Source organism: Bacteroidia bacterium (genome assembly GCA_040880525.1).
Classification (GTDB): Bacteria; Bacteroidota; Bacteroidia; order CAILMK01; family JBBDIG01; genus JBBDIG01.
Genome location: JBBDIG010000024.1, coordinates 65,432 through 85,827 on the forward strand (window position 1 = coordinate 65,432; position 20,396 = coordinate 85,827).

A 20,396-nucleotide genomic window follows, 5' to 3' on the forward strand; every position below is an offset into this window, starting at 1 on the left:
TAAATTATATATTTTTAATTTATAGATTAAATTAACTATTTTTTCAAATCGTCAATCTCCTCAATTCCGGGCATATCGTATAGTTTCTTAAAAAGCGTGAGAGCAAATGCCTGGATGCCAAAACTAATTACCAGCGCGGTGAGAATCAGCGCCTGGGGCACCGGATCTGCAAAGGCTTCGAGTTGTGGCAGCGCTTCTTCATTTTCAATGATGGGAGCCTCCTCGCGGACAATTCTTCCGGCAGCAAAAATGAACAGAGCCGTGGCATTACTGATAATTACGATCCCAATGATTAGCTTAACGAAATCGCGATGCAGCAATAAATAAACACCGGCTGTAAATAATATTCCCACTAATATGGATAACCAGACTTCCATTTTTAATCACTTTGAATGTTTGGAAAGATTATTAACAAAACAGTCCCGATCACACACAAATAAACACCCATATCAAAAAACAATGGAGTGCCGGGGACGGGAAGGAAAGGCACTTCCCAGTTGAGCCAAAGCCCGGTAAGGAAAGGCTGGCCCTGGAAAATAGCCGGAAGCCCGCTGGCAAATGCTATCAGGAGTCCTGCACTGATAATGGTGACGGGGCTGAAGCGGATTCGCCTCAATACCCGCTTTACGTTCGTGGCAAAAGCGTATAGCACCAGCGCTGCTCCGCCCATCAGCCCTCCTGCAAACCCGCCACCTGGCAGATGGTGGCCTCTTGCAAGCAGATACACGGAAAACAGCAGCATGACAGGAACAATAAGTTTTGCGCTCACAGAGAGAATGAGGGAGTTCATGCCTTTTCTTTTTTTCTGTTCATTGAAAGCCTGATAAGCGTGTAAACACCGAGGGCAGAAATAGCCAGGACGGTGATCTCACCAAACGTATCAAGTGCCCGGAAATCTACCAGGATCACGTTCACAATATTTCTTCCGTGCGCCTCTGTCAGGCTATTGGCTGCATAGAATTCCTTCAGTTTTGAATGGAGCGGATCATTCGTGAGGGAAAAAAGAATGGCGGTGATCATGGCACCGGCAGCCACTGATATTGCGGTATCACGCGCTATAGATATTCGGGATTTCCGTACTTCACGTTTCGGCATCCGGTGCAGGATCAGAACAAAAACCGTAATGGTAAGCGCATCAATTAAAATCCAGGTAATGGCGAGGTCCGGGGCTCCATATTCCAGAAAAATAATGGAGACGATAATCCCCACAATGCCCAGAGAGAGCAGCGAGCCAATCCTGTGCGTTATGGCAAGAATAAATATCAGCGCCAGGATCATGACTACTCCCAGCACAACTTCAAAAACGTAGAGGTTGGTATCCGAAATATTAACCCTGAGCTCCGCCCGTGAAAAGAAAGTGTAGGCCATAGCAACTATAAAGGTGATAAAGCACACCATTATATAATATCGGAGATGTTCCCGTTGCAAAATCCGGGTTTGCCATGCGGCCACTTCTTTCAGTACCACCAGCGAATAATTATAAATTGATGAAGGCGTAAAACGCGGATATTTAAAGGATCGCTCTTCGCCCCATTTTTGGGATTTATGGTAAATTAAATAAATAATAAAGCCGGTTGCAAGAGAAATAATGCTAAGCAATAACGCCTGGTTCCATCCATGCCATAGGGAAATGTTCAGCGGGTCAACTCCGGGAGAAATGGACGAGGCAGCTTGCGTGACCAGCGTTTGCACCGAACCGGGAAAAACTCCTACCACCAACCCGGCAAGGGCAGGTAAAAGGGCGGGAAGGAAAAGCCAGGGAGTGATTTCTTTTATTGCCTCGTTACTACCCTTTTTATTTTTACTGAAAAAAGTGCGATGCGTGAGGATGAGTGCGATAACCGTGAAAAGGGCTCCGGTAATGACCACTGCCGCCACCAAAAGCATTGAGTACTGCCGGGCTAAAAGCACTGATTCAATAAGCATTTCCTTGGCAATGAACCCGAACATCGGAATGATCCCGGCCAGCGAAAGTGCGGCTGCGGCTGCCACTGCGAAGGATACCGGCATATTCCTGAAAAGACCTTCCGGCTGATCCTGTAGCTCGCGCGAACCGGTTTTGATTTCAATGATACCGGCAATCATGAAAAGTGCAGACTTATAAAAAGCATGTGCAATAACGTACACCAGGGCCGCAGCAATCGCGGCCTCCGAGCCTATTCCCAAAGAGAGCGTCATGATGCCTAATGCACTGATGGTAGAATATGCCAGGATCTGTTTAAGGTCCGTAGCGCCAATGGCCATTGCCGCTCCCGTGAGCATGGTAAGCGCTCCAAAAACGGTGATCGTTCCGTTCCACAAAGGATCGCCTTCCAGAATTTGCGAGAAGCGGGCGATGAGAAAAATTCCGGCTTTTACCATTGTGGCTGAATGCAGAAAGGCGCTCACAGCCGTGGGCGCGGCCATCGCATTCGGTAGCCAGAAATGAAATGGTATCTGTGCAGATTTGGTGAACGCTCCCAGCAACACGCATATCACAATGGCCGCATAAACCGGAGAAGCCGTCAAATCGCCCTCCCATTGCAGGAGTTCGGAAATGGTGTAGGTTCCGGTTTCTCCTCCAAGCAGTACCAGGCCCGCCAGCAATGCGAGGCCGCCCAGAGCCGTCACCAGCAAACCCTGGAGAGCAGCCTTCCGGGCACTTTCCTTTTCATGGTCAAATCCTATGAGCAGGAAAGACGTTATGCTCGTTAATTCCCAAAATACCACCAGGGTGAGCACATTATCCGCCAGCACCAATCCAAGCATGGAACCCAGAAATGCAGTGAGGAAGATGAAAAACCGGATGTAATACCGGTGATCGCGCATAGTATGGGCGGCATAAGCGAAAATAAGAACTCCTATGCCGCTGATAATCATGGCAAAGAGGAGGCTCAGGCCATCTAAATAAAATGCCAGTTCCAGGTTAAAGTATTCGTTCCAGCTTATGGCTTCCCGCAGCGGGGTTTGTCCGGATCTTTCAAGATTTTGCTGTAAAAACCATACGAATATTCCCAGCGGCAGCAAGGCCAGGATATACCCGGTTTTTTGCCTGAAAAGCCGGGTGATGACGGGAATAAATATGGCGACAATAAATGCCAGGAGAACAGCTAAAGTCATTAGAACCTCATTTGGACTGCTATGGATGTAAGAGGGCCATCCGTGAAGCTTTCACAGTAACATCAATGATTTGCTTTGGTTTTAAGCAGGGAATTACTCCGGAGGTATTGCAAAGCCTTGTTTGCCGGATTTAAATTTTTCACTTAAACGGAAATTTTAAATATAATTATGTTATTCAATTTTTAATTAAAAACTAATATTTCCGTTTTGATATTTTCATAAAATGCTCAGGAAGGTTAGGCTAAGCGTTTTTTAAAAAATGAAAGGAGCCATTCATTATGCTGCTATCTTTGCGGGGGCTATTGCCAGAGGCTGTATTTGAAAAAAGTGAACCACCGGTTTTCATTACAATTGAATTATGAACATTGCCTGCACCCGTGTGCTTTATTAATTGAATTTTAAATTTAAGGAAAGATGGCTGATAAAGATGTTGAAACTATAAATAATGGATTTGAGCACCGGCTGGTATTGCGTACGCTTGAGGTCAAGGATTTTGATGATATTAAACTGATCATGGACCAGGTGTATTCTAACATTGGCGGCTCATGGACAAGGAAGGAATATCTTTCTCAACTGAAGAAATTCCCGGAGGGCCAGATCTGCATTGAGGACAAAGGAACCGTTGTGGCTGCAGCGCTGAGCCTTATTGTGCTTTACAGCGATTTCGGGGACAAGCATACCTACGAAGAGATCATCGGGAACGGCTCCTTTTCCACGCACGATCCTGATGGCGATACGCTGTACGGGGTGGATGTTTTTGTGCATCCTGAGTACCAGGGAATGCGGCTGGGAAGGAGGCTCTATGATGCCCGGAAAGAGATTTGTGAAAAGCTGAATCTCCGCGCCATCATTGCCGGAGGGAGAATTCCCGGCTACCTGAAATATTCAAAAGACCTGACACCACGGGAATATATTGAGCGGGTAAAGAATAAAGAGATCTACGATCCGATCCTGACATTTCAGATCAGCAATGATTTCCATGTGAGGCGAATTCTTACTAATTATAATAAGAAAGATAAAGCTTCCAAGTCCTTTGCAACGCTACTGGAATGGATCAACATTTATTACGAAGAAAAGGAGAAACTTATCGGGGCCAAAAAAACTGTGGTGCGCATTGGCGTGGTGCAGTGGCAAATGCGGAGGGTTCGTGATTTTGAGGACCTGATGCAGCAGATTGAATTTTTTATTGACACAATGGGCAGCTACAATGCTGACTTTGTGGTGTTTCCTGAATTTTTTGCCGGGCCGCTCATGGCCCAGTATAATGAGGCTTCACCGGCTGATGCCATCCGTTCGCTGGCCGATTATTCTGAAAGGCTTCGGGAGCGGCTGCTCGATCTGGCTATTTCTTATAATACCAACATAATTGCCGGAAGCATGCCTGAATATGAGGATCATAAGCTTCGCAATGTTTCTTACCTGCTGAGGCGTGACGGAACCTGGGATGCCCAATACAAACTCCACGTAACGCCTGATGAGAAAAACTACTGGGGACTTCAGGGTGGCGATAAGCTGGTGGCTTTTGATACCGATGCCGGAAAGATAGGAATATTGATATGCTACGATGTGGAATTTCCTGAGTTATCGCGCATTCTCAGCGACCAGGGAATGAAGATATTGTTTGTGCCCTATTGGACCGATACCAAGAATGCCTACCTGCGGGTGAGAAGATGCGCACAGGCCAGGGCCATTGAAAATGAATGTTACGTGGTAATTACCGGCAGCGTTGGCAACCTGCCACGCGTGGAAAACATGGACATCCAGTATTCGCAGGCGGCAGTTTTTTCGCCATCAGATTTTGCGTTTCCGCACGATGCTACTATCGCGGAGGCTACACCTAACACGGAGATGACGCTGATCGCTGATATTGACTTGGACTTGCTGAAGGAACTGAATACGAAAGGAAGTGTGCGGAACCTGCAGGACAGGCGATTAGATCTTTACAACCTGGCCTGGACCTATAATGTGAAAACCGGCCAGGCGGAGAAGGTGAAAGAGGATAAGCAGGAAGTGGAGATTATTCAAAAAGAAGGGAAATAAACCAGAATTGCGAAAAGAGCTTATCGAAAGAACGGCTGATAATGGAGCGGTCAGGTTCCAGCACGTTCACCAGTCCGCGGCTGAGTTTTAATTCCGGAGAAAATTTGAAATAAGGGAAATACAGATCGAGCCCGAAACCGTATTCATAATAATAATTATGAGGATACACATAAATTTCCGGCTTGTTTATGTTTCGGGCGCTGCCGGCATCCGAAGAAATATCATATCCATACTTCACGCCTGCTAATATATAGTAGCGGATATTCCGGTGGCGGGTAGATTTAAATTTGATGCTCAGCGGAGCCTCCACCATTACTGATTCGATTTCCTTGAGGCTGCGGGGCGTGGTGTCGTTCAGGGTGTATTCTATTCCGCGCTGGGCAAGGATCAGGGTTGGTGTAAAGCGAAGGTCAAAATGCTCCCCGAGGCGGAAGTTGCTGATTGCTCCGAACTGGATGCCGGGGTATCGCACCATGTTGATGCGTTGAACGCTGTCGGTGGCATAGAAATCCTCACTCAGTTCGTACCTGAAGTGCGCAGCATCCGTCCCGAAGAAAACGCCAAAATGGACCGGTTTCAGATCGTAAAACGGGGTGTTCATATTTTGTGCTACCAATTTGCCATTCGAGAAGAGCAGCAATAGGAGCAATACCAGAAAGAGAATGCGGCAGATAATTACAGGCAAAGCGTTTAAAATGGAAATTAGCATACTAAAGTGTCGTAAGTACCCAATGTTCAATTCCGTTGATATTCAGAATTAAAAGGTTGCAAAATAAAATATTTCTATAGGTTGCCTGAATTTTTTATAAAATGAAAACAAATGCCGGAAATACATAAACGTGAATTTTTACTTTTTGATACCGGTATAAACGGACGCGATACCAAACGTAAGCCTTTGCGTGCGGGGTGAAACGAAGCCTGCAAGCTCCAGCCTATTTTCAAAATCTTTACCAGATGGAAAGGCATAAACAGATTCAGGCAGATAATCATACGCGCGTGAATTTTTTGAAACCAGCCTACCCACTGCGGGCAATACGTGCATGAAATATAACTTGTACAATTGCCTGACAGGAAACTTAGGGGGCTGCGAAAATTCCAGTACTGCCAGCTTTCCACCGGGTTTTAATACGCGGTGAATTTCGCTAAGGCCCTTGTCCAGATTTTCAAAGTTTCGCACACCAAAGGCAACCATAGCCGCATCGAAGTGACCGTCAGCAAAAGGCAGGTCTTCGGAATCGGCCTGTTGCAGATTGATCCTGTCCTGCAGCCCCTTTTTGCGGATCTTAATGATTCCTTTCTCCAGCATTCCGGCTGAGATGTCCACGCCAATGATTTTGCGGGGTTTCAGCTTCATTGCCTGTATCGCGAAATCCGCAGTTCCGGTGGCCACGTCCAGCAATATCTGCGGTTGATCCTGTTTTAGATGGGCAATGGCTTTATTTCGCCAAATGATGTCAATGCCAAAAGAAAGAAGGTGGTTCAGAAAGTCGTAATAAGGAGAAATATTGTCGAACATCTGTTCCACCTGTTGCTTCTTTTTTTCTTTCGAGGCTTTATCAGGAACTACAGTTGCCATTTATCATCAATTGATTTTTTGAATAAAAGGAATGCCAGCAGGGATGGTCCGCCAAAATTAACGCTAATAAACCGCTTAGCTTTGCTGCATATTCCGTTAAGCACTTCTTATGAAAATTTCCTCAGCTACGTTCGTTATCAGCAGCACCAGTTACCAGGGCTGTCCGGCCCCTGACAAACCTGAGTATGCATTTGTGGGGCGCAGCAATGTGGGAAAGTCTTCGCTCATAAATATGCTGGTAGGGCGCAAGAAACTCGCAAAAACATCATCCCACCCGGGTAAGACCCAAACGATAAATCATTTCCTGGTAAATGAAAATTGGTATCTGGTGGATCTGCCTGGCTACGGCTATGCTAAAATCTCGAAGAAAATGCGTGAAGAGTGGCAGGTCTTTATCCGGGACTATGTGCTCTACCGGGAAAATCTGGGTTGCGTCTTTGTGCTGGTAGATTCAAGCATTCCTCTCCAAAAAATTGACCTGGAGTTCCTGGAATGGCTTGGGGAAAAGGGAGTGGCTTTTGCGATAGTATTTACGAAAACGGATAAGGAGAAACGTAACATCATTAATAAGCACGTTGCAACATTCAAGGAACGGATTCTTGAAAACTGGGAGGAGCTTCCGCCTGTATTCCTCACATCGGCCGGAAAGAAAGAGGGAGCTGAAGAGATTCTCACTTTTATTGAGGAAGTGAGCCGCCAGTTCGGGTAGGGTTACTATTGAGTGGCACTCAAACCTCCGGTTTATGAACTGCCTTGGCGGTCTTATAAAGGTTCATTTGCTATCCGGCATGTAATTGCAGACGTCTCGTCACGGGCTAGCAGCCTAAATAAACGACATTATCTCCCAACCTCTATTTTTGAATTTTGAAAAATTATTGATTATGATGACACCTGAAGTAATGGACAAGCGATACAGCAGTGATGAATTGATAGAAATGGAAGCGCAGTTTGGCGCGCACAATTATAAACCGCTGCCTGTGGTGCTTTCGCGCGGAGAGGGTGTTTTTGTATGGGATGTGGAAGGAAGCCGGTATTTCGATTTTCTTGCGGCCTATAGTTCACTTAACCAGGGTCACTGCCATCCGCGCCTTGTAAAAGCGATGCGCGAACAGATAGGGACGCTGACGCTCACCTCGCGCGCGTTCTATAATGATATGCTGGGCCGGGCAGAAAAATTCCTCGCTGAAACTTTTGGCTATGATAAAGTCCTCCTGATGAACTCCGGTGCAGAAGCAGTGGAAACGAGCATTAAGCTGGCCAGGCGCTGGGCCTACGACACAAAAGGTATTGAGGAAAACAAGGCGAAAATTGTGGTGGCCGAAAACAACTTTCATGGCCGTACCACGGGTGTGATCAGCTTTTCAACGGATCCTTCCAGCAAGAAGCATTTCGGACCGTTTATGCCGGGATTTGAAGTTGTGCGATTTAATGATACCGAAGTTTTGGAGCGGGCATTTCAGGATGAGGCAGTTTGCGCATTTCTGGTGGAACCGATCCAGGGCGAAGCCGGTGTGCAGATCCCTGATCCCGGATATTTGAAGACAATCCGGGAGCTATGTGACCAATACAATGTACTGCTCCTGGCAGATGAAATTCAGACCGGGTTGGGGAGAACGGGTAAAATGCTTGCCTGCGAACATGAGGACGTAAGGCCCGATGTGATATTGCTCGGCAAGGCGCTATCCGGAGGGATGATGCCGGTAAGTGCAGTACTCTGTGATGATTATATAATGATGAATATTAAGCCGGGTGAACATGGTTCTACCTATGGTGGCAATCCCCTTGGCGCTCGCATCGTTATTGAGGCTGTGCAGATCATTACAGAAACAGGACTCCTGGAAAAGGTGGCGACAATGGGGGAATATTTCAGGATGAGGATCCGGGATGCAGGTATTCCTTACCTGAGTGATGTACGCGGGAAAGGCTTGTTCAGTGCCATTGAAATTGACAATTCCAAGATTGAGGCCAGCGCCTATGATATTTGCAAAATGCTGAAGGAAAATGGACTTCTGGCAAAGCAGACACATGGCAATATTATCCGCTTTGCCCCTCCTTTGATTATAACTCAGCCACAGCTTGAAGCTTGTTGCGAAATTATCATAAATACTTTGAGGGTGGCCGAGGAAGAAGATGGCCTCACCAGCTTGCCGTAATTTGGCTAAGGTATTCTAAATCTTACAAGGCCCCGGTCAATTCTTATATTTAGCACTGATCATCTAAATAAGATCCGGATAATAGGATATTTGTTCAGGCTTCGAATTGTGTTTCAAGCACAGGCCATTTGGAATAACTCCTGCTAAAATTTTATTTCAACCGTTGTGGATGTGTTTTCTTACATCCCGATCACTACCTGTGTCTGACCAAGAGAAATTTCTTAGAAAGGGCGTATTCCGCAGGAAAAGGGGTGCGAAGGAGGATATGGAGCCTTGAAATGAGCCGACCGGGCAGGGCAATTGAACAAATATTCTAATAAAAAAATAGTGATGTCTTACAAGTGTAAGCAAGAGAAACAGTAATAAAAAAGCTGCACATATTCATCAGGTAGTTTTGTCAGAGTTACTAAATCAATAATTCCAACCAACAAAACTTAATAGAATGAATATGAAGCTAAAAATACTTGGACTTGCATGCTTGGCGCTACTCATGATCCAGTGCCAGAAAGAGGCGATGTTAACCCCTTCAGGACCGGCAGCTCCGGTCAGGATTTCCTCTGACTACAATATGTTGGTTTTTGCAGATCAGGCAAGTTTCGACAGTACTATGAAAGTACTATTTAGCTATGAAAGCAAAGATCTTCACCTATGGGAAGAATCTATGAACTTCCATTCCATGAGAGCCTTTTACAATCCCATTCCTGAGGATTTAGGTGATACGCTTTTGGCTCCTCTTACAGAAATGGCACCTCAACCTGTAGAGGATCATTGGCTGGCCGCGATCCTAACGCCTGAAGGTTTTATGGGGATTGCAGATACGGTTTACCTTTTTACGAGGGATACCACTTATTCTTATGTCGACAATCAAGAGGTTAAAGCTTTCCCGATCAAGAGATATCTGATTACCCGCCCGGCTGATCCAGGGCTCATTTCCTGTGATGATGTAGCCGATTATGAATATAATGTCAAGATGTCGACAGTGAAAACTACGCTTAACGCAGGAATCCTTAAAACGCATTCCTGGGCGATTCGATTTAGCTTTTTCTATTCTTCCACGGGGGTTACAGTAGTTCATTACAAGGAAACACCTTACTATTTTCAGGGTACATGGAGTACATATTTAAAAGAAACACCTGCGGATTTTCTGGGACTGGAATGGAATATATGCTCGATTGAAGGGTATTGGGGATTTCCCAAAAGTCATGTAGGATCAATGCAGAAGTGGGGTCACTCAACCATTTCAAAAGTTGTGAGAACAGTAGTATTTGCAGATGTGGGAATTAAAGGCATCTATAAATCGGAGTATAATAATTCTTCGTATAGCGATAATGTCATAACACCTCAATATTATGGAATCTAAAATGCCAGGCTGCCCTTTACTATTGAATCAAATAAAACCACTCTTAAGCATACTGTTCAGCTTGTGGTTTGTCTCTGGCTCTCCTGTTTTGGCCCAGGAAATATCGCTATATGACACGGCCATTGTTGAACAATATTCTGAGTCAACGGGGATTTCTTCCAGTGAGAGCGAACCCAGGCTCCAAAGGTCCAGGAATGTGGTGTATGCAGAGTTTCTTGGAATCAGCCACTTTGAGTCAATCAACTATGAACGGATTTTTTTTAGGAGCGGCAATGTGCATTTTTCAGGCAGGGCAGGAGTAAGCCTGATGGAGATTCTATTGGTGCGCTCCGCATCAGGTGAAAATCCAGGGAGCGGCCTCAACTGTGGTATCGGGACTCCGGCATGGTTTCCGGTGTCGTTCAATGCGATGTATGGAAAGAAAAAGAATTTCCTTGAAGCAAATGTTGGGATGACCTTCAGCACACAGCCTGACCATGTACTCTTTCCTTCAGCCGGGCTGGCTTATCGTCACCAGGCCCTTGAGCGGGGAATATTCCTTCGGATAAGTTGCTACTCTATGTATACCTCTGTACTTGGTAAAGTATCGCTGAGACCCGGTTTGAGCGTGGGTTATGCGTTTGATTAAGAAATAGGTGAGACGGGCAGGAATGTTATCCTGCCGCTGCCAATTCCTTCTCCATTTTGAGCTTCTGGGTTTTAGCAGCGTCCACAAATTTTACAAAGAGCGGATGGGGTTCAGCCACCGTGCTTTGATATTCCGGATGAAATTGTGTTCCGATGAACCACGGATGGTTTTTCAATTCTATGATCTCCACAAGAGCTGAATCAGGATTGATGCCTGTAGCCAGCATGCCGGCCTTCTCAAATTTCTCAAGGAACTTATTGTTGAATTCAAACCGGTGGCGATGGCGCTCGGTCACCGTTTGGCGGCCATATACATTGAATACTTTGGATGGCTTGCGAATTCGACAGGGATAGCTGCCAAGCCGCATAGTACCACCCTTTGCGGTGACCTTTTTCTGCTCATCCATAAGTGCAATCACGGGGTATTTTGTGTCTGGACTTATTTCCGTGGAATGTGCGCCAGCCATGCCTAGGACGTTCTGAGCAAATTCAATAACGGCACATTGCATTCCCAGGCAAATGCCGAAGAAAGGAATGCCTTTTTCGCGTACAAATTTTATAGCGATAATTTTACCTTCTATGCCACGCTCACCAAATCCAGGCGCTACGAGCACGCCATCCATCTCGCTAATTTTCCGTTCCAGGCTTTCTTCGTTTATAAATTCGGATGAAATGTAGTGGAGGTTGATTTTACATTCATTTTCAGCACCGGCATGTACCAGCGCTTCATGGATGGATTTGTAGGCATCCGGAAGTTCCGTGTATTTTCCAATCAGGGCAAGATTCACCTCATAGGTCGGATTCTTAAGCCGCTGAAGGAAATTTTTCCATTTCTCCAGCGTAGGTTCATTCTTTAAGGGAAGTTTCAGTTTGGAGAGCACGACTTTGTCGAGGTTTTCCTTGATCATCTGTAAGGGCACGTCATATATTGTTTTAACATCAATGGCTTCGATGACGGAATTTTTCTTCACGTTGCAGAACAGGGCTATTTTATTTCTAAGATCCTTATTTAGTGGTATCTCAGTACGGCAAACGAGAATGTCAGGCTGAACCCCTATTTCGAGCATAGCCTTTACAGAATGTTGAGTAGGTTTCGTTTTCAGTTCCTCTGCAGCCCGGAGGTAAGGGACTAAGGTAAGGTGAACCACTAGGCAGTCGCTGTGCCCTGTTTCCCAGATCATCTGACGAATAGATTCAATATAAGGCAATGATTCAATGTCGCCCACCGTGCCACCAATTTCTGTAATGATAATGTCATACTCACCGCTTTTGCCTAATTGCTGATAGCGGAATTTGATCTCATCGGTAATGTGGGGTATGACCTGCACTGTTTTTCCCAGGTAATCTCCGTTTCTTTCTTTTTGAATTACCGTAGAATATATGCGGCCTGTGGTTACGTTGTTGGCCTGCGAAGTCTCGATATTCAGGAAACGCTCATAATGTCCCAGATCCAGATCGGTTTCCGCACCATCGGTCGTCACATAGCATTCGCCATGTTCATAAGGGTTCATTGTACCCGGATCCACATTTATGTATGGATCAAATTTTTGAATGGTAACAGAGTACCCTCTTGCCTGGAGTAGTTTTGCCAAAGAGGCTGCAAGAATGCCCTTACCCAGGGATGACGTAACTCCGCCCGTAACGAATATATATTTGGTATTTGCCATTGAATCGGTTAAAATCTCAGTTGCTGATTAAAAATAATATTTCCCCGCAACCGGTTTTTTGATAACAGGTGTAATTCAAAAATTTTTGGATAAAAAACTGGAAGGAAAGAGGAATTCCCGTGCCCACGGGTCGCAAAATTACGAACCTGAGGTGTTTTGTCTCAAAAAATCTTCGGCCTTTGCCAAATCTTCAGGCGTATCAATGGCCAGAGAATCTTGAGAAGTCATGGCGGTGTGGATGGAATAGCCATGTTCCAGCCAGCGGAGTTGTTCGAGAGCTTCGGCTTCCTCTAGTTTGGAGGGCGGCAAATTAACGATCTGCTGCAGTATATGGGAGCGGAAGCCGTAAATGCCCAAATGCCTGAAGTATTGAACTTTTTCCATCCAGGCGGCATGTGCCTGGCCACGCACAAAAGGAATAGGAGTCCGGCTGAAATACAGCGCCTCGTTCTTCGCATTTATCACTACTTTCACGATGTTGGGATCAGAAAGCAATTTGGGATCTTTTAAGGGCTGGATCAAGGTTGCGATCTTAACAAGTGGATTCTTTAGCAGGGAAGCAAGAAGGTCAATTTGTTCCGGATCTATAAATGGCTCATCTCCCTGGATGTTGATGACGGCATCGAATTGCTTACCTGATTTAAGGAGAGCTTCCGCACAGCGATCAGTTCCTGAAAGATGATGCGTACCTGTGAGAACTGCTTCGCCACCGAACTGCCTGACCTGCGCATAAATATCAGCATGATCTGTGGCTACAACAACCGCGTTTAAAGAAGCTGATCTCTTTGCGGCTTCATAAACCCATTGGATGACGGGCTTTCCGCTTAGGAGTGCCAGGGGCTTTCCTGGGAATCGCGAAGAGCCAAAGCGTGCCGGAATGATGGCTATAATTTTCATCAGGCAAGGTATCCGTCCACCATTGTCAATTGGCGATCTGCCATTTCTGCCAGGCCCAGATTGTGGGTCACAATGATAAAGGTCTGGTTGAATTGTTTCCGAAGCTGAAAGAAAAGCTTGTGCAGATCATTCGCAGAGTTGGTGTCCAGGTTTCCTGAAGGCTCATCCGCGAGTACTACTGCGGGATTATTCATAAGAGCCCTTGCCACGGCCACTCGTTGTTGCTCTCCGCCTGAGAGTTGACCCGGCTTATGTTTTTCCCGCTGAGACAGTCCCAGCAGTCCCAGCAATTCACGGGCGCGGCCAGACGCCTCGTTTTTGTCCTGCCCGGCAATAAAGGCGGGAATGCAGACATTCTCCAGCGCTGTAAATTCCGGTAGCAGATGATGAAACTGAAAGATAAACCCGATATGGTTATTCCTGAAAGCGGCTATTTTCCTAGATGGAAGATTATTGAGCAAAACATTATTGATGGTTACATCTCCGCTGTCAGGCTGGTCTATGGTGCCGATAATATGAAGCAATGTGCTTTTCCCTGCGCCTGAAGGTCCTACTATACTCACAACTTCGCCAGCTTCTACTTTTAGAGACACATCCTTGAGTACTTTCAGGTCTCCATAGCTGCGGGTTACATGGTTTGCAATAATCATTTGTCATAAAATTTGAAGGGGCGAAAATATGGAGATGTCTTCGCTTATCCTGATGCTATGCCATAAAGGGCGGAGTTTACAGGAACGGATCAGGCGGAGTATTCTTTACCGGATGAGTGTGAGCGTGCCGCTGTAATTGAAGCGGTCGCGGTTATTTTCCACCTCAATGGAATAGATGTACACGTCTTCGGCTGCAAGCTTATCTTTATGAAAGCCATCCCAGGCAGGATTTAGTCCAACTTCATTAAAAACCTCCTCACCCCAGCGATTGTATATCTTCATTGAGATATACTTGTGGTTGCTGGAGGTTACCTCAAAAGTGTCGTTGATAAAATCCCCATCCGGTGAGAATGCTGTGGGAATGTAGACCACCGGTTCAAAGTTCCCGCATATTGTGTTGCTCCAGGAAGCTTCCTGGTCAGTTCCATTTTCTATTGCCCTTATTCGGTAGCATTGGGTATAGCCATCAAGTCCCACATCCAGTTGCCGAACCGTATCCTGTACGTTTTGCCGGTAAAGTTTGTACGATGTCTCCTCATTTAGTTTTCTGTGTATTTCATACCGGGCCACGCCTTGTTCCCAGCCATGATAGCCATTCCAGCTAAGATTCATTCCTGCATCATCTTGTTTACCTCCATCCAGCAAAATTGAATTGTGGGTACTGGAAAGCAAGGTGCTGTTGCAGAGATTTTCAGTTTTTACGGTGTAATAGTATGGTGTTTCGGATGTCTGTACATCAGTGTCAATATAATTCAGGGTCATACTATTGAACGTTCCTATACTTTGTTCTTCGCTGCCATTCAATGATCTGCCTAACCGGTAAGATTTATTAAAGTAATCATCATTATTAATTTCCCATTTAATTTCGATGTCGCGTTCATTATCCTCTAATGTTGTTACAACCTCCATCCTCAGCATGGCGCCATCCAGCACAAGTGGCAATGAAATAGTATCGCCCTGGCAGCCAAAATCGGAAGTTTCTGATACTTCCAGTAATCCCGGACCATGTTCGTTCCAGTCAATGATTACTTCTGCCGAACTGTCTCTGGAAGTTATAGTACCATTCTGTACCCACCAGGTATAAGTGGACGCAGGCATTCCTTCCACCCGGTAAGCCAGGCCTTGATTGTTTTCAACGCAAACAGTATCCTCACCCAAGATCTCCGTAATTTCCGGAACAGGATGCACCTTTATCACCAATTGTTTTAATGGACCTTCGCATCCGTAAAAGCTTTTTTCAATACAAGTGATAGTATAATCTCCATCACTATTCCATGAGGCAGTGATGGTGTCATTACCATCTCCTGAAAAAGCTACGTGATCCTTTATCGTCCAATGGAAGGTTGAGCTATCAAAGCCAGAAACGTGATAAGACAAATCCTGACCCTCACATAATGCTACCTCACCGCTTATGCCTGAAGTTAGAGGATTCGGTTTCAGTGCTACATTTTTCTGAACCGGATCGCCTATGCATGGAAGGCCATTTACCGAATCGTAACTTGTTTCCTGCACGGATAAAAGCGCATTACCGAAGGTGCCCCAGTCTATATTTATATGGTTTAGTCCATTAGGTGATACAAAAGAACCTCCACTGACATTCCAGGTATAATTGCTGCCGTTTGTGGGAGATACAAAATAGGGTTCTGATTGAGTCAATTCACAAAGGAGGGAATCACCCATGATCGGCCCGGTTTGTAACCTGTAGCTAATCACGATAGGAACATTCAGGGTATCACTCACGCAACCGAGGCTAGTGGTTTCCAGCACTTTGATAGTGCCGAATCCGGAATCCCCCCAATTTATGCGGATGTCAGGACTATTGCCTCCGCCTGTCTGAATGCCCCGATCAACAAACCAGGAGTAGGTAGAATTTCTTGTATCATCCACCCAATATCTGATCATTCGAGAATTAGGACAAACCGTTCTGGTTCCAAAGACTGTATCAATGATTATTTTTTGAATATCAACTGCAAAGCGTACTGTTTCACCCGCGCAGCCATGCACATTGGTTTCCACTACCTCAATTTCACCGGTACCTTCTGAATTCCAATTTATGGTGACGTTGCCGGTTCCCTGCCCGTTTTCAATGGTACCGCCCTTAGCACCCCATTTATAGGTTGAACCCGGAGTGTGGCTGATTGAATATGGATAGCTTCCATCAAAGCAAGGCTTGCTGTTGCCGGTAATTGCTTTACCCTGCGGTCTTGGGAAAATAGTTATATTGATAGTGTCAAGAGATTCGCACAGTATATTATAAGTCCGGAGCACATATTTTCTGACAGCCGGATTTTGTGTGGAATTAAGCAGTGTGAGTTGTGGGTTGGAAATGTCTGCCTGAGATAAACCTGCAGTGGTAAGCCATTGATAAGAAAGTGAAGGATCCGGGGAGGCAGGACCAATTAGAATGGTATCACCTGAGCAAAAAGAGAGATCAGTTCCTGCATCTGCTACAGGAACCGGGATGATCTTTACCTTCTTGAAAAGGGTATCTATTGAACAATTCTTGGGGCCGGTGATTATGAGCCGCACTTCACCTTGCCCGCTTCCGTTCCAGTTGACATTGATTGCTTCAGAAGTATTTCCGGACGTAATAGTGCCGCCTGTAACGTACCATTCATATTTAGCTCCGTCTTTGGGAATTTCATAGCGGGCATTTTTTTTAAATTCACAGATACTATCAGGCCCTTCGATCTGATTGGGCGGATAATATTGTTCTACTGTAATGGTGTATCTAATATTCAGCGTTTTTGACGGGCAGCCTTTATCTGTGGCCTGAGCCGAAAAGAAATAGGGAGCACTTCGGCCATGGCTGCAGTTGGTTTGCCATCGGAAGCGGCTGGAAAGAGTGTCTTTACCCCTCAGGTTGTTTAGTGTTGCGAGAGGAGGCGGTATTTCCCCAATCTCGAAAATAGACCCGCTATAGTTTATGACTACGCTATCAGTATCTGAAACAGTAATATCGAATTCCAGGAGTTCGCCTGCCTGAATGGTGTAATTGGTAACAGGGGATCCTGTTTCTGCAATTAATTTCGGTGTGGGATTAGGCGGGCAGGTGATCGCAATAATCTGGACATCGCGTATCGTAGAACCGAGATACTCACCATCACGGTATTCTTTTACCTCTATTGCCAGAGCATACAAGCCCTGGGTAGGCACCCTCACGGTCGTTATTCCCGTAACAGGATCAATGGATGATGATCCGGAAACTCCGAGAGGATTACTAAGGCTATAACCGGGATTGTATGATACCTTAGGTAAAGGGGATGGCAGAATATCTGAAGGAGAAGGAGCCGGATCAAGTGCGGTACCGCCATCCAGAGGCCAGGATATTTCATATACGAGTGAATCTCCATCCGGATCCGTAGCCTGATTTCCCAGTGCGATCTCATCATTTATGCAGATAAAAGGAGCCGGTATTCCTGTGAAAACAGGGGAACTGTTTTGCAGCGTGGTAGGTGGAATGAAACTATAGTAAGTCTGCCCCATTTGCGGAAGATTGGTGAGATCGTTCCGGCAACAGCGGACGTGGCTCAGATGGTAGCCTAGGGCAGAGGCCGGAAGAATGATGGTATCGGTGTAAATACCCTGGCGTAAACAAACGTCAGGTTGAAAAGCGCAGTTGCTGCCTCCCGCTGGAGGATCAACAGATTTTTCCGATTTGAGTGACATTGACTTAACGCGAAACAGATTTCTGGATCCGTTATTAAGATAGATTCCTACACTGAGTACAGGATCAAACGGAGTAGTCGAATTAAAGCAATCCCGGTACATATCAAGATGAATACGATACACGAACTCAGAACCTGACCGGCCAACATATTCGTACGACATGCTTCCACCCACCAGGTGACTTGCCTGACTATGAGTAAATGAGAAAATCAGCGCTATCACCAGGAGTAATTGCCTCCACCTGATCATGCGATCTGGCGTAGGTGAAATGGCCTTATGTGTTGGAGAATGCAACATTTTTACAGCGCTGAAGATAAGGTGTCTTTCCTAAATTATGAAGCAGGTCTTCTTAAAAAGTCTAAATTGACTACTGTGATCAATGTCTTGATCCTTAACAAAGTTCTACAATTTCTTAAACATTCTATTTTTGATTTCCCGCCATTTATTTTAGTCCGGATGCTTCGCTTCACAGAATTTTTCCAGCGACAATAACCAGTATTATTACCGAAGGTGGTATGAATGGATATTATTGCTGGATTATTGACCTTTGCTGCATCACTCCTAAATTTTACAGATGCCATGATATTTAAAAGGATGTTGCACTATTTAAACATATTCAGCAAGGATGAAAACGCCAGGGGCAACATAAACCTGAAAATGATGCATGGGATAAACCGAATCTCAATATTGCTTTTTCTGATCTGCCTTATTGTCATTATTTATAGATACATTTTTTGACATTGGGATTAGCATTTAATTTGATAACGGCACTTTCACAAATACTAAAGAAAATTCAAACATGGGATACATAGTGCTTTTAGTTCTTATCACCCTGGCAAGTGCAGGTGTAAGCTGGCGATTCAAGAAAAAATTCAAGCAATACTCGAAGGAGCCCTTGCTTGCAGGGGTCACAGGTGCTGAAGTCGCAAAGCGAATGCTGCATGATAGCGGAATTTATGATGTAGAAGTACTCTCAGTCGGGGGCTCGTTAAGCGATCATTATAACCCTATGAAAAAGACCGTGAACCTTAGCCCGGACGTTTATAATGGGCGCTCGATCGCTGCCGCTGCAGTTGCCGCTCATGAATGCGGACACGCGGTGCAACACGCAAAAGCCTATAGCTGGCTTTACATGAGAAGCGCATTGGTGCCAATCGTTTCTGTCTCAAATAACTTTGTTCCCTTCCTGCTCATCGCGGGAATTATCGCCATTGCAGTTTTCCAGGTTCCCTGGGTATTGATGGCAGCGCTCGTCCTTTTTGCATTCAGTACGCTTTTTAGCTTCATTACTCTGCCTGTGGAATTTGATGCCAGCAACCGCGCCTTGTTATGGCTTAATCAGACAAATATCACATCGCCAGATGAACACGGACAAGCGAAAGACGCTCTTAAATGGGCTGCTATGACTTACGTAGTGGCCGCCTTAGCTTCTCTGGCAACATTGCTATACTATCTTTCCATTTTCCTGGGAAGCCGCGACTAATTATTTGATGGATTCCCTTCATTAAGACGGGAAATTACTTTGGCTTCTATCTTCTCCATCATCTCAGGATGGCGCAGATAGAAGCCAAAACTTGTATCAAACTCTTGCTTAGTCACTCCATTTTCTTTATATACTGCTTCATAAAATAAGGGAGCTACCCTGGCAGCACTATCGCCATATATATTGTTTGAGGCCATATATGCCTCTGAAAGATGAATGTCCATCATGATGTCTACCATCTTTTCCTGGTTTATCACATATTCAGGTATTGTTTCAGAACTATCTGAACATCGCTGAAAAAAAACCATAGTAAACAGTAGAGATACGAGGAGTAAATAAGTTGATCGCAAAATGAGCATAGTTGATAATCTCCGCAAAATAAAGGAAGAATTGCCTCAGGAAGTAAAGTTGGTTGCGGTGAGCAAAACCCATCCCGCTTCGCTGGTAATGGAAGCCTTCACTGCAGGCCACAATATTTTTGGTGAAAATAAAGTGCAGGAAATTGTTGCGAAGCAGGAGGAACTGCTACAGGATTTGGAGTGGCATTTCATCGGCCATTTGCAACGAAATAAGGTGAAGTTGCTCATTCCCTTCGTTCATCTCATTCATAGCATAGACAGTCCGCGCTTGCTCCGCGAAGTAGATAAACAGGCTCGGAAAGCAGGGCGCACGGTTGATTGCCTTTTGCAGGTACACATCGCGAAAGAGGAAACCAAGTTTGGATTTTCAAAAGAGGAATTGATCAGCCTGGTTGAAAGCGAAGAATTTAAAAGCCTGAGTTCGGTAAAAATACGGGGCCTTATGGGGATGGCAACTTTTACTGAAAACGATACACAGATAAGGGCAGAATTCCGGAAGCTAAAGAATTTATTTGACTGGCTCAGAAAGGAAAAATTCGCGGATGGGGAGTTTGATCAGCTCTCTATGGGCATGAGCAACGACTGGAAAATAGCCGTGGAAGAAGGCAGCACCATTGTGCGTATTGGCAGCGCAATTTTTGGCGAACGCTGAAATAGCAGATTTGAATGGCAGGTTTCCTCTATGCTGCCGCTTGGATAATTCCCGGTGAAAACAGCACCTTTACCAAAATTGATAGTGAAACAGGATGCCTTGTTCACCAGAGCAGTCACCTTTCGGTTCCGTATTTTTGCCGATCAATTTCATCCCAAAAATCA

The 20,396-nt window shown here is 45.4% G+C and carries 18 protein-coding genes; 8 read left to right on the plus strand and 10 right to left on the minus strand.

Annotated features, from left to right (window positions below):
- Nucleotides 1-35: 35 nt before the first annotated feature.
- Genes WD077_06910 through mbhE form a run of 3 tightly spaced genes read right to left on the minus strand, consistent with a single transcriptional unit; the run spans nucleotide 36 to nucleotide 3,099 of the window.
- Complete coding sequence (locus WD077_06910; GenBank protein ID MEX0966950.1) at nucleotides 36-377, minus strand: NADH-quinone oxidoreductase subunit K; 342 nt, start codon at nucleotides 375-377, stop codon at nucleotides 36-38.
- Nucleotides 378-379: 2 nt separating this feature from the next.
- Nucleotides 380-790 carry a Na+/H+ antiporter subunit B gene (locus tag WD077_06915; protein MEX0966951.1) on the minus strand — a complete coding sequence of 137 codons (411 nt, stop codon included), beginning with the start codon at nucleotides 788-790 and terminating at the stop codon, nucleotides 380-382.
- The gene (gene mbhE / locus WD077_06920; GenBank protein ID MEX0966952.1) at nucleotides 787-3,099 is read right to left on the minus strand and encodes a hydrogen gas-evolving membrane-bound hydrogenase subunit E; all 2,313 of its coding nucleotides are present in this window, start codon (nucleotides 3,097-3,099) and stop codon (nucleotides 787-789) included. The genes WD077_06915 and mbhE overlap by 4 nt, the downstream gene beginning before the upstream one ends.
- Nucleotides 3,100-3,513: 414 nt before the next feature.
- Here mbhE and WD077_06925 point away from each other — a divergent pair, with 414 nt between their 5' ends.
- A complete protein-coding gene (locus WD077_06925) occupies nucleotides 3,514-5,139 on the plus strand; it encodes a GNAT family N-acetyltransferase (protein MEX0966953.1) in 1,626 nt (541 codons plus the stop codon).
- Here the strand turns inward: WD077_06925 and WD077_06930 are convergent.
- Together WD077_06930 and ubiE are read right to left on the minus strand one after the other, a co-directional pair.
- Nucleotides 5,117-5,824, minus strand: a complete 708-nt coding sequence (locus tag WD077_06930) for an outer membrane beta-barrel protein (GenBank protein ID MEX0966954.1) — start codon at nucleotides 5,822-5,824, stop codon at nucleotides 5,117-5,119. The genes WD077_06925 and WD077_06930 overlap by 23 nt on opposite strands.
- Before the next feature lie 162 nt (nucleotides 5,825-5,986).
- On the minus strand, nucleotides 5,987-6,715 hold the full coding sequence (gene ubiE, locus WD077_06935) for a bifunctional demethylmenaquinone methyltransferase/2-methoxy-6-polyprenyl-1,4-benzoquinol methylase UbiE (protein ID MEX0966955.1): 729 nt from the start codon (nucleotides 6,713-6,715) through the stop codon (nucleotides 5,987-5,989).
- Between the two features lie 109 nt (nucleotides 6,716-6,824).
- Here ubiE and yihA point away from each other — a divergent pair, with 109 nt between their 5' ends.
- The 4 genes from yihA (at nucleotide 6,825) to WD077_06955 (ending at nucleotide 10,856) form a co-directional block, all read left to right on the plus strand.
- Nucleotides 6,825-7,424 carry a ribosome biogenesis GTP-binding protein YihA/YsxC gene (gene yihA, locus WD077_06940; protein ID MEX0966956.1) on the plus strand — a complete coding sequence of 200 codons (600 nt, stop codon included), beginning with the start codon at nucleotides 6,825-6,827 and terminating at the stop codon, nucleotides 7,422-7,424.
- A gap of 172 nt (nucleotides 7,425-7,596) precedes the next feature.
- Nucleotides 7,597-8,868 carry an ornithine--oxo-acid transaminase gene (gene rocD / locus WD077_06945; GenBank protein ID MEX0966957.1) on the plus strand — a complete coding sequence of 424 codons (1,272 nt, stop codon included), beginning with the start codon at nucleotides 7,597-7,599 and terminating at the stop codon, nucleotides 8,866-8,868.
- Between the two features lie 442 nt (nucleotides 8,869-9,310).
- Complete coding sequence (locus tag WD077_06950; GenBank protein ID MEX0966958.1) at nucleotides 9,311-10,228, plus strand: hypothetical protein; 918 nt, start codon at nucleotides 9,311-9,313, stop codon at nucleotides 10,226-10,228.
- Nucleotides 10,218-10,856: a hypothetical protein gene (locus tag WD077_06955; GenBank protein ID MEX0966959.1), complete on the plus strand. Its 639-nt coding sequence runs from the start codon at nucleotides 10,218-10,220 to the stop codon at nucleotides 10,854-10,856. The genes WD077_06950 and WD077_06955 overlap by 11 nt, the downstream gene beginning before the upstream one ends.
- Before the next feature lie 25 nt (nucleotides 10,857-10,881).
- Here the strand turns inward: WD077_06955 and WD077_06960 are convergent, their stop codons facing one another.
- The 4 genes from WD077_06960 to WD077_06975 form a co-directional block, all read right to left on the minus strand.
- Nucleotides 10,882-12,522 (minus strand): CTP synthase, encoded by a 1,641-nt coding sequence (locus WD077_06960; GenBank protein ID MEX0966960.1) that lies wholly within the window; start codon nucleotides 12,520-12,522, stop codon nucleotides 10,882-10,884.
- Between the two features lie 138 nt (nucleotides 12,523-12,660).
- Complete coding sequence (kdsB, locus tag WD077_06965; protein MEX0966961.1) at nucleotides 12,661-13,419, minus strand: 3-deoxy-manno-octulosonate cytidylyltransferase; 759 nt, start codon at nucleotides 13,417-13,419, stop codon at nucleotides 12,661-12,663.
- A complete protein-coding gene (locus WD077_06970; protein MEX0966962.1) occupies nucleotides 13,419-14,069 on the minus strand; it encodes an ABC transporter ATP-binding protein in 651 nt (216 codons plus the stop codon). The genes kdsB and WD077_06970 overlap by 1 nt, the downstream gene beginning before the upstream one ends.
- Before the next feature lie 105 nt (nucleotides 14,070-14,174).
- Nucleotides 14,175-18,035, minus strand: a complete 3,861-nt coding sequence (locus WD077_06975; GenBank protein MEX0966963.1) for a gliding motility-associated C-terminal domain-containing protein — start codon at nucleotides 18,033-18,035, stop codon at nucleotides 14,175-14,177.
- 297 nt (nucleotides 18,036-18,332) lie between these two features.
- Here WD077_06975 and WD077_06980 point away from each other — a divergent pair, with 297 nt between their 5' ends.
- Nucleotides 18,333-18,476: a DUF6728 family protein gene (locus WD077_06980; protein ID MEX0966964.1), complete on the plus strand. Its 144-nt coding sequence runs from the start codon at nucleotides 18,333-18,335 to the stop codon at nucleotides 18,474-18,476.
- Between the two features lie 61 nt (nucleotides 18,477-18,537).
- Nucleotides 18,538-19,221 carry a zinc metallopeptidase gene (locus WD077_06985; protein MEX0966965.1) on the plus strand — a complete coding sequence of 228 codons (684 nt, stop codon included), beginning with the start codon at nucleotides 18,538-18,540 and terminating at the stop codon, nucleotides 19,219-19,221.
- Here the strand turns inward: WD077_06985 and WD077_06990 are convergent.
- Complete coding sequence (locus tag WD077_06990; GenBank protein ID MEX0966966.1) at nucleotides 19,218-19,580, minus strand: DUF4296 domain-containing protein; 363 nt, start codon at nucleotides 19,578-19,580, stop codon at nucleotides 19,218-19,220. The two genes, WD077_06985 and WD077_06990, sit on opposite strands and share 4 nt — an antisense overlap.
- Between WD077_06990 and WD077_06995 the strand changes: the two genes are divergently transcribed.
- Entirely contained in the window at nucleotides 19,573-20,232 is a 660-nt protein-coding gene (locus tag WD077_06995; protein ID MEX0966967.1) for a YggS family pyridoxal phosphate-dependent enzyme, read from the plus strand. The genes WD077_06990 and WD077_06995 overlap by 8 nt on opposite strands.
- Nucleotides 20,233-20,396 lie beyond the last annotated feature (164 nt).

Excerpts from the sequence above, each read along its gene's own strand:
- WD077_06910 (MEX0966950.1), bottom strand. The coding sequence starts at position 377 with ATGGAAGTCTGGTTATCCATATTAGTGGGAATATTATTTACAGCCGGT.
- WD077_06915 (MEX0966951.1), bottom strand. The coding sequence starts at position 790 with ATGAACTCCCTCATTCTCTCTGTGAGCGCAAAACTTATTGTTCCTGTC.
- mbhE (MEX0966952.1), bottom strand. The coding sequence starts at position 3,099 with ATGACTTTAGCTGTTCTCCTGGCATTTATTGTCGCCATATTTATTCCC.
- WD077_06925 (MEX0966953.1), top strand. The coding sequence starts at position 3,514 with ATGGCTGATAAAGATGTTGAAACTATAAATAATGGATTTGAGCACCGG.
- ubiE (MEX0966955.1), bottom strand. The coding sequence starts at position 6,715 with ATGGCAACTGTAGTTCCTGATAAAGCCTCGAAAGAAAAAAAGAAGCAA.
- yihA (MEX0966956.1), top strand. The coding sequence starts at position 6,825 with ATGAAAATTTCCTCAGCTACGTTCGTTATCAGCAGCACCAGTTACCAG.
- rocD (MEX0966957.1), top strand. The coding sequence starts at position 7,597 with ATGATGACACCTGAAGTAATGGACAAGCGATACAGCAGTGATGAATTG.
- WD077_06950 (MEX0966958.1), top strand. The coding sequence starts at position 9,311 with ATGAATATGAAGCTAAAAATACTTGGACTTGCATGCTTGGCGCTACTC.
- WD077_06955 (MEX0966959.1), top strand. The coding sequence starts at position 10,218 with ATGGAATCTAAAATGCCAGGCTGCCCTTTACTATTGAATCAAATAAAA.
- WD077_06960 (MEX0966960.1), bottom strand. The coding sequence starts at position 12,522 with ATGGCAAATACCAAATATATATTCGTTACGGGCGGAGTTACGTCATCC.
- kdsB (MEX0966961.1), bottom strand. The coding sequence starts at position 13,419 with ATGAAAATTATAGCCATCATTCCGGCACGCTTTGGCTCTTCGCGATTC.
- WD077_06970 (MEX0966962.1), bottom strand. The coding sequence starts at position 14,069 with ATGATTATTGCAAACCATGTAACCCGCAGCTATGGAGACCTGAAAGTA.
- WD077_06975 (MEX0966963.1), bottom strand. The coding sequence starts at position 18,035 with ATGTTGCATTCTCCAACACATAAGGCCATTTCACCTACGCCAGATCGC.
- WD077_06980 (MEX0966964.1), top strand. The coding sequence starts at position 18,333 with ATGTTGCACTATTTAAACATATTCAGCAAGGATGAAAACGCCAGGGGC.
- WD077_06985 (MEX0966965.1), top strand. The coding sequence starts at position 18,538 with ATGGGATACATAGTGCTTTTAGTTCTTATCACCCTGGCAAGTGCAGGT.
- WD077_06995 (MEX0966967.1), top strand. The coding sequence starts at position 19,573 with ATGAGCATAGTTGATAATCTCCGCAAAATAAAGGAAGAATTGCCTCAG.
- WD077_06990 (MEX0966966.1), bottom strand. The coding sequence starts at position 19,580 with ATGCTCATTTTGCGATCAACTTATTTACTCCTCGTATCTCTACTGTTT.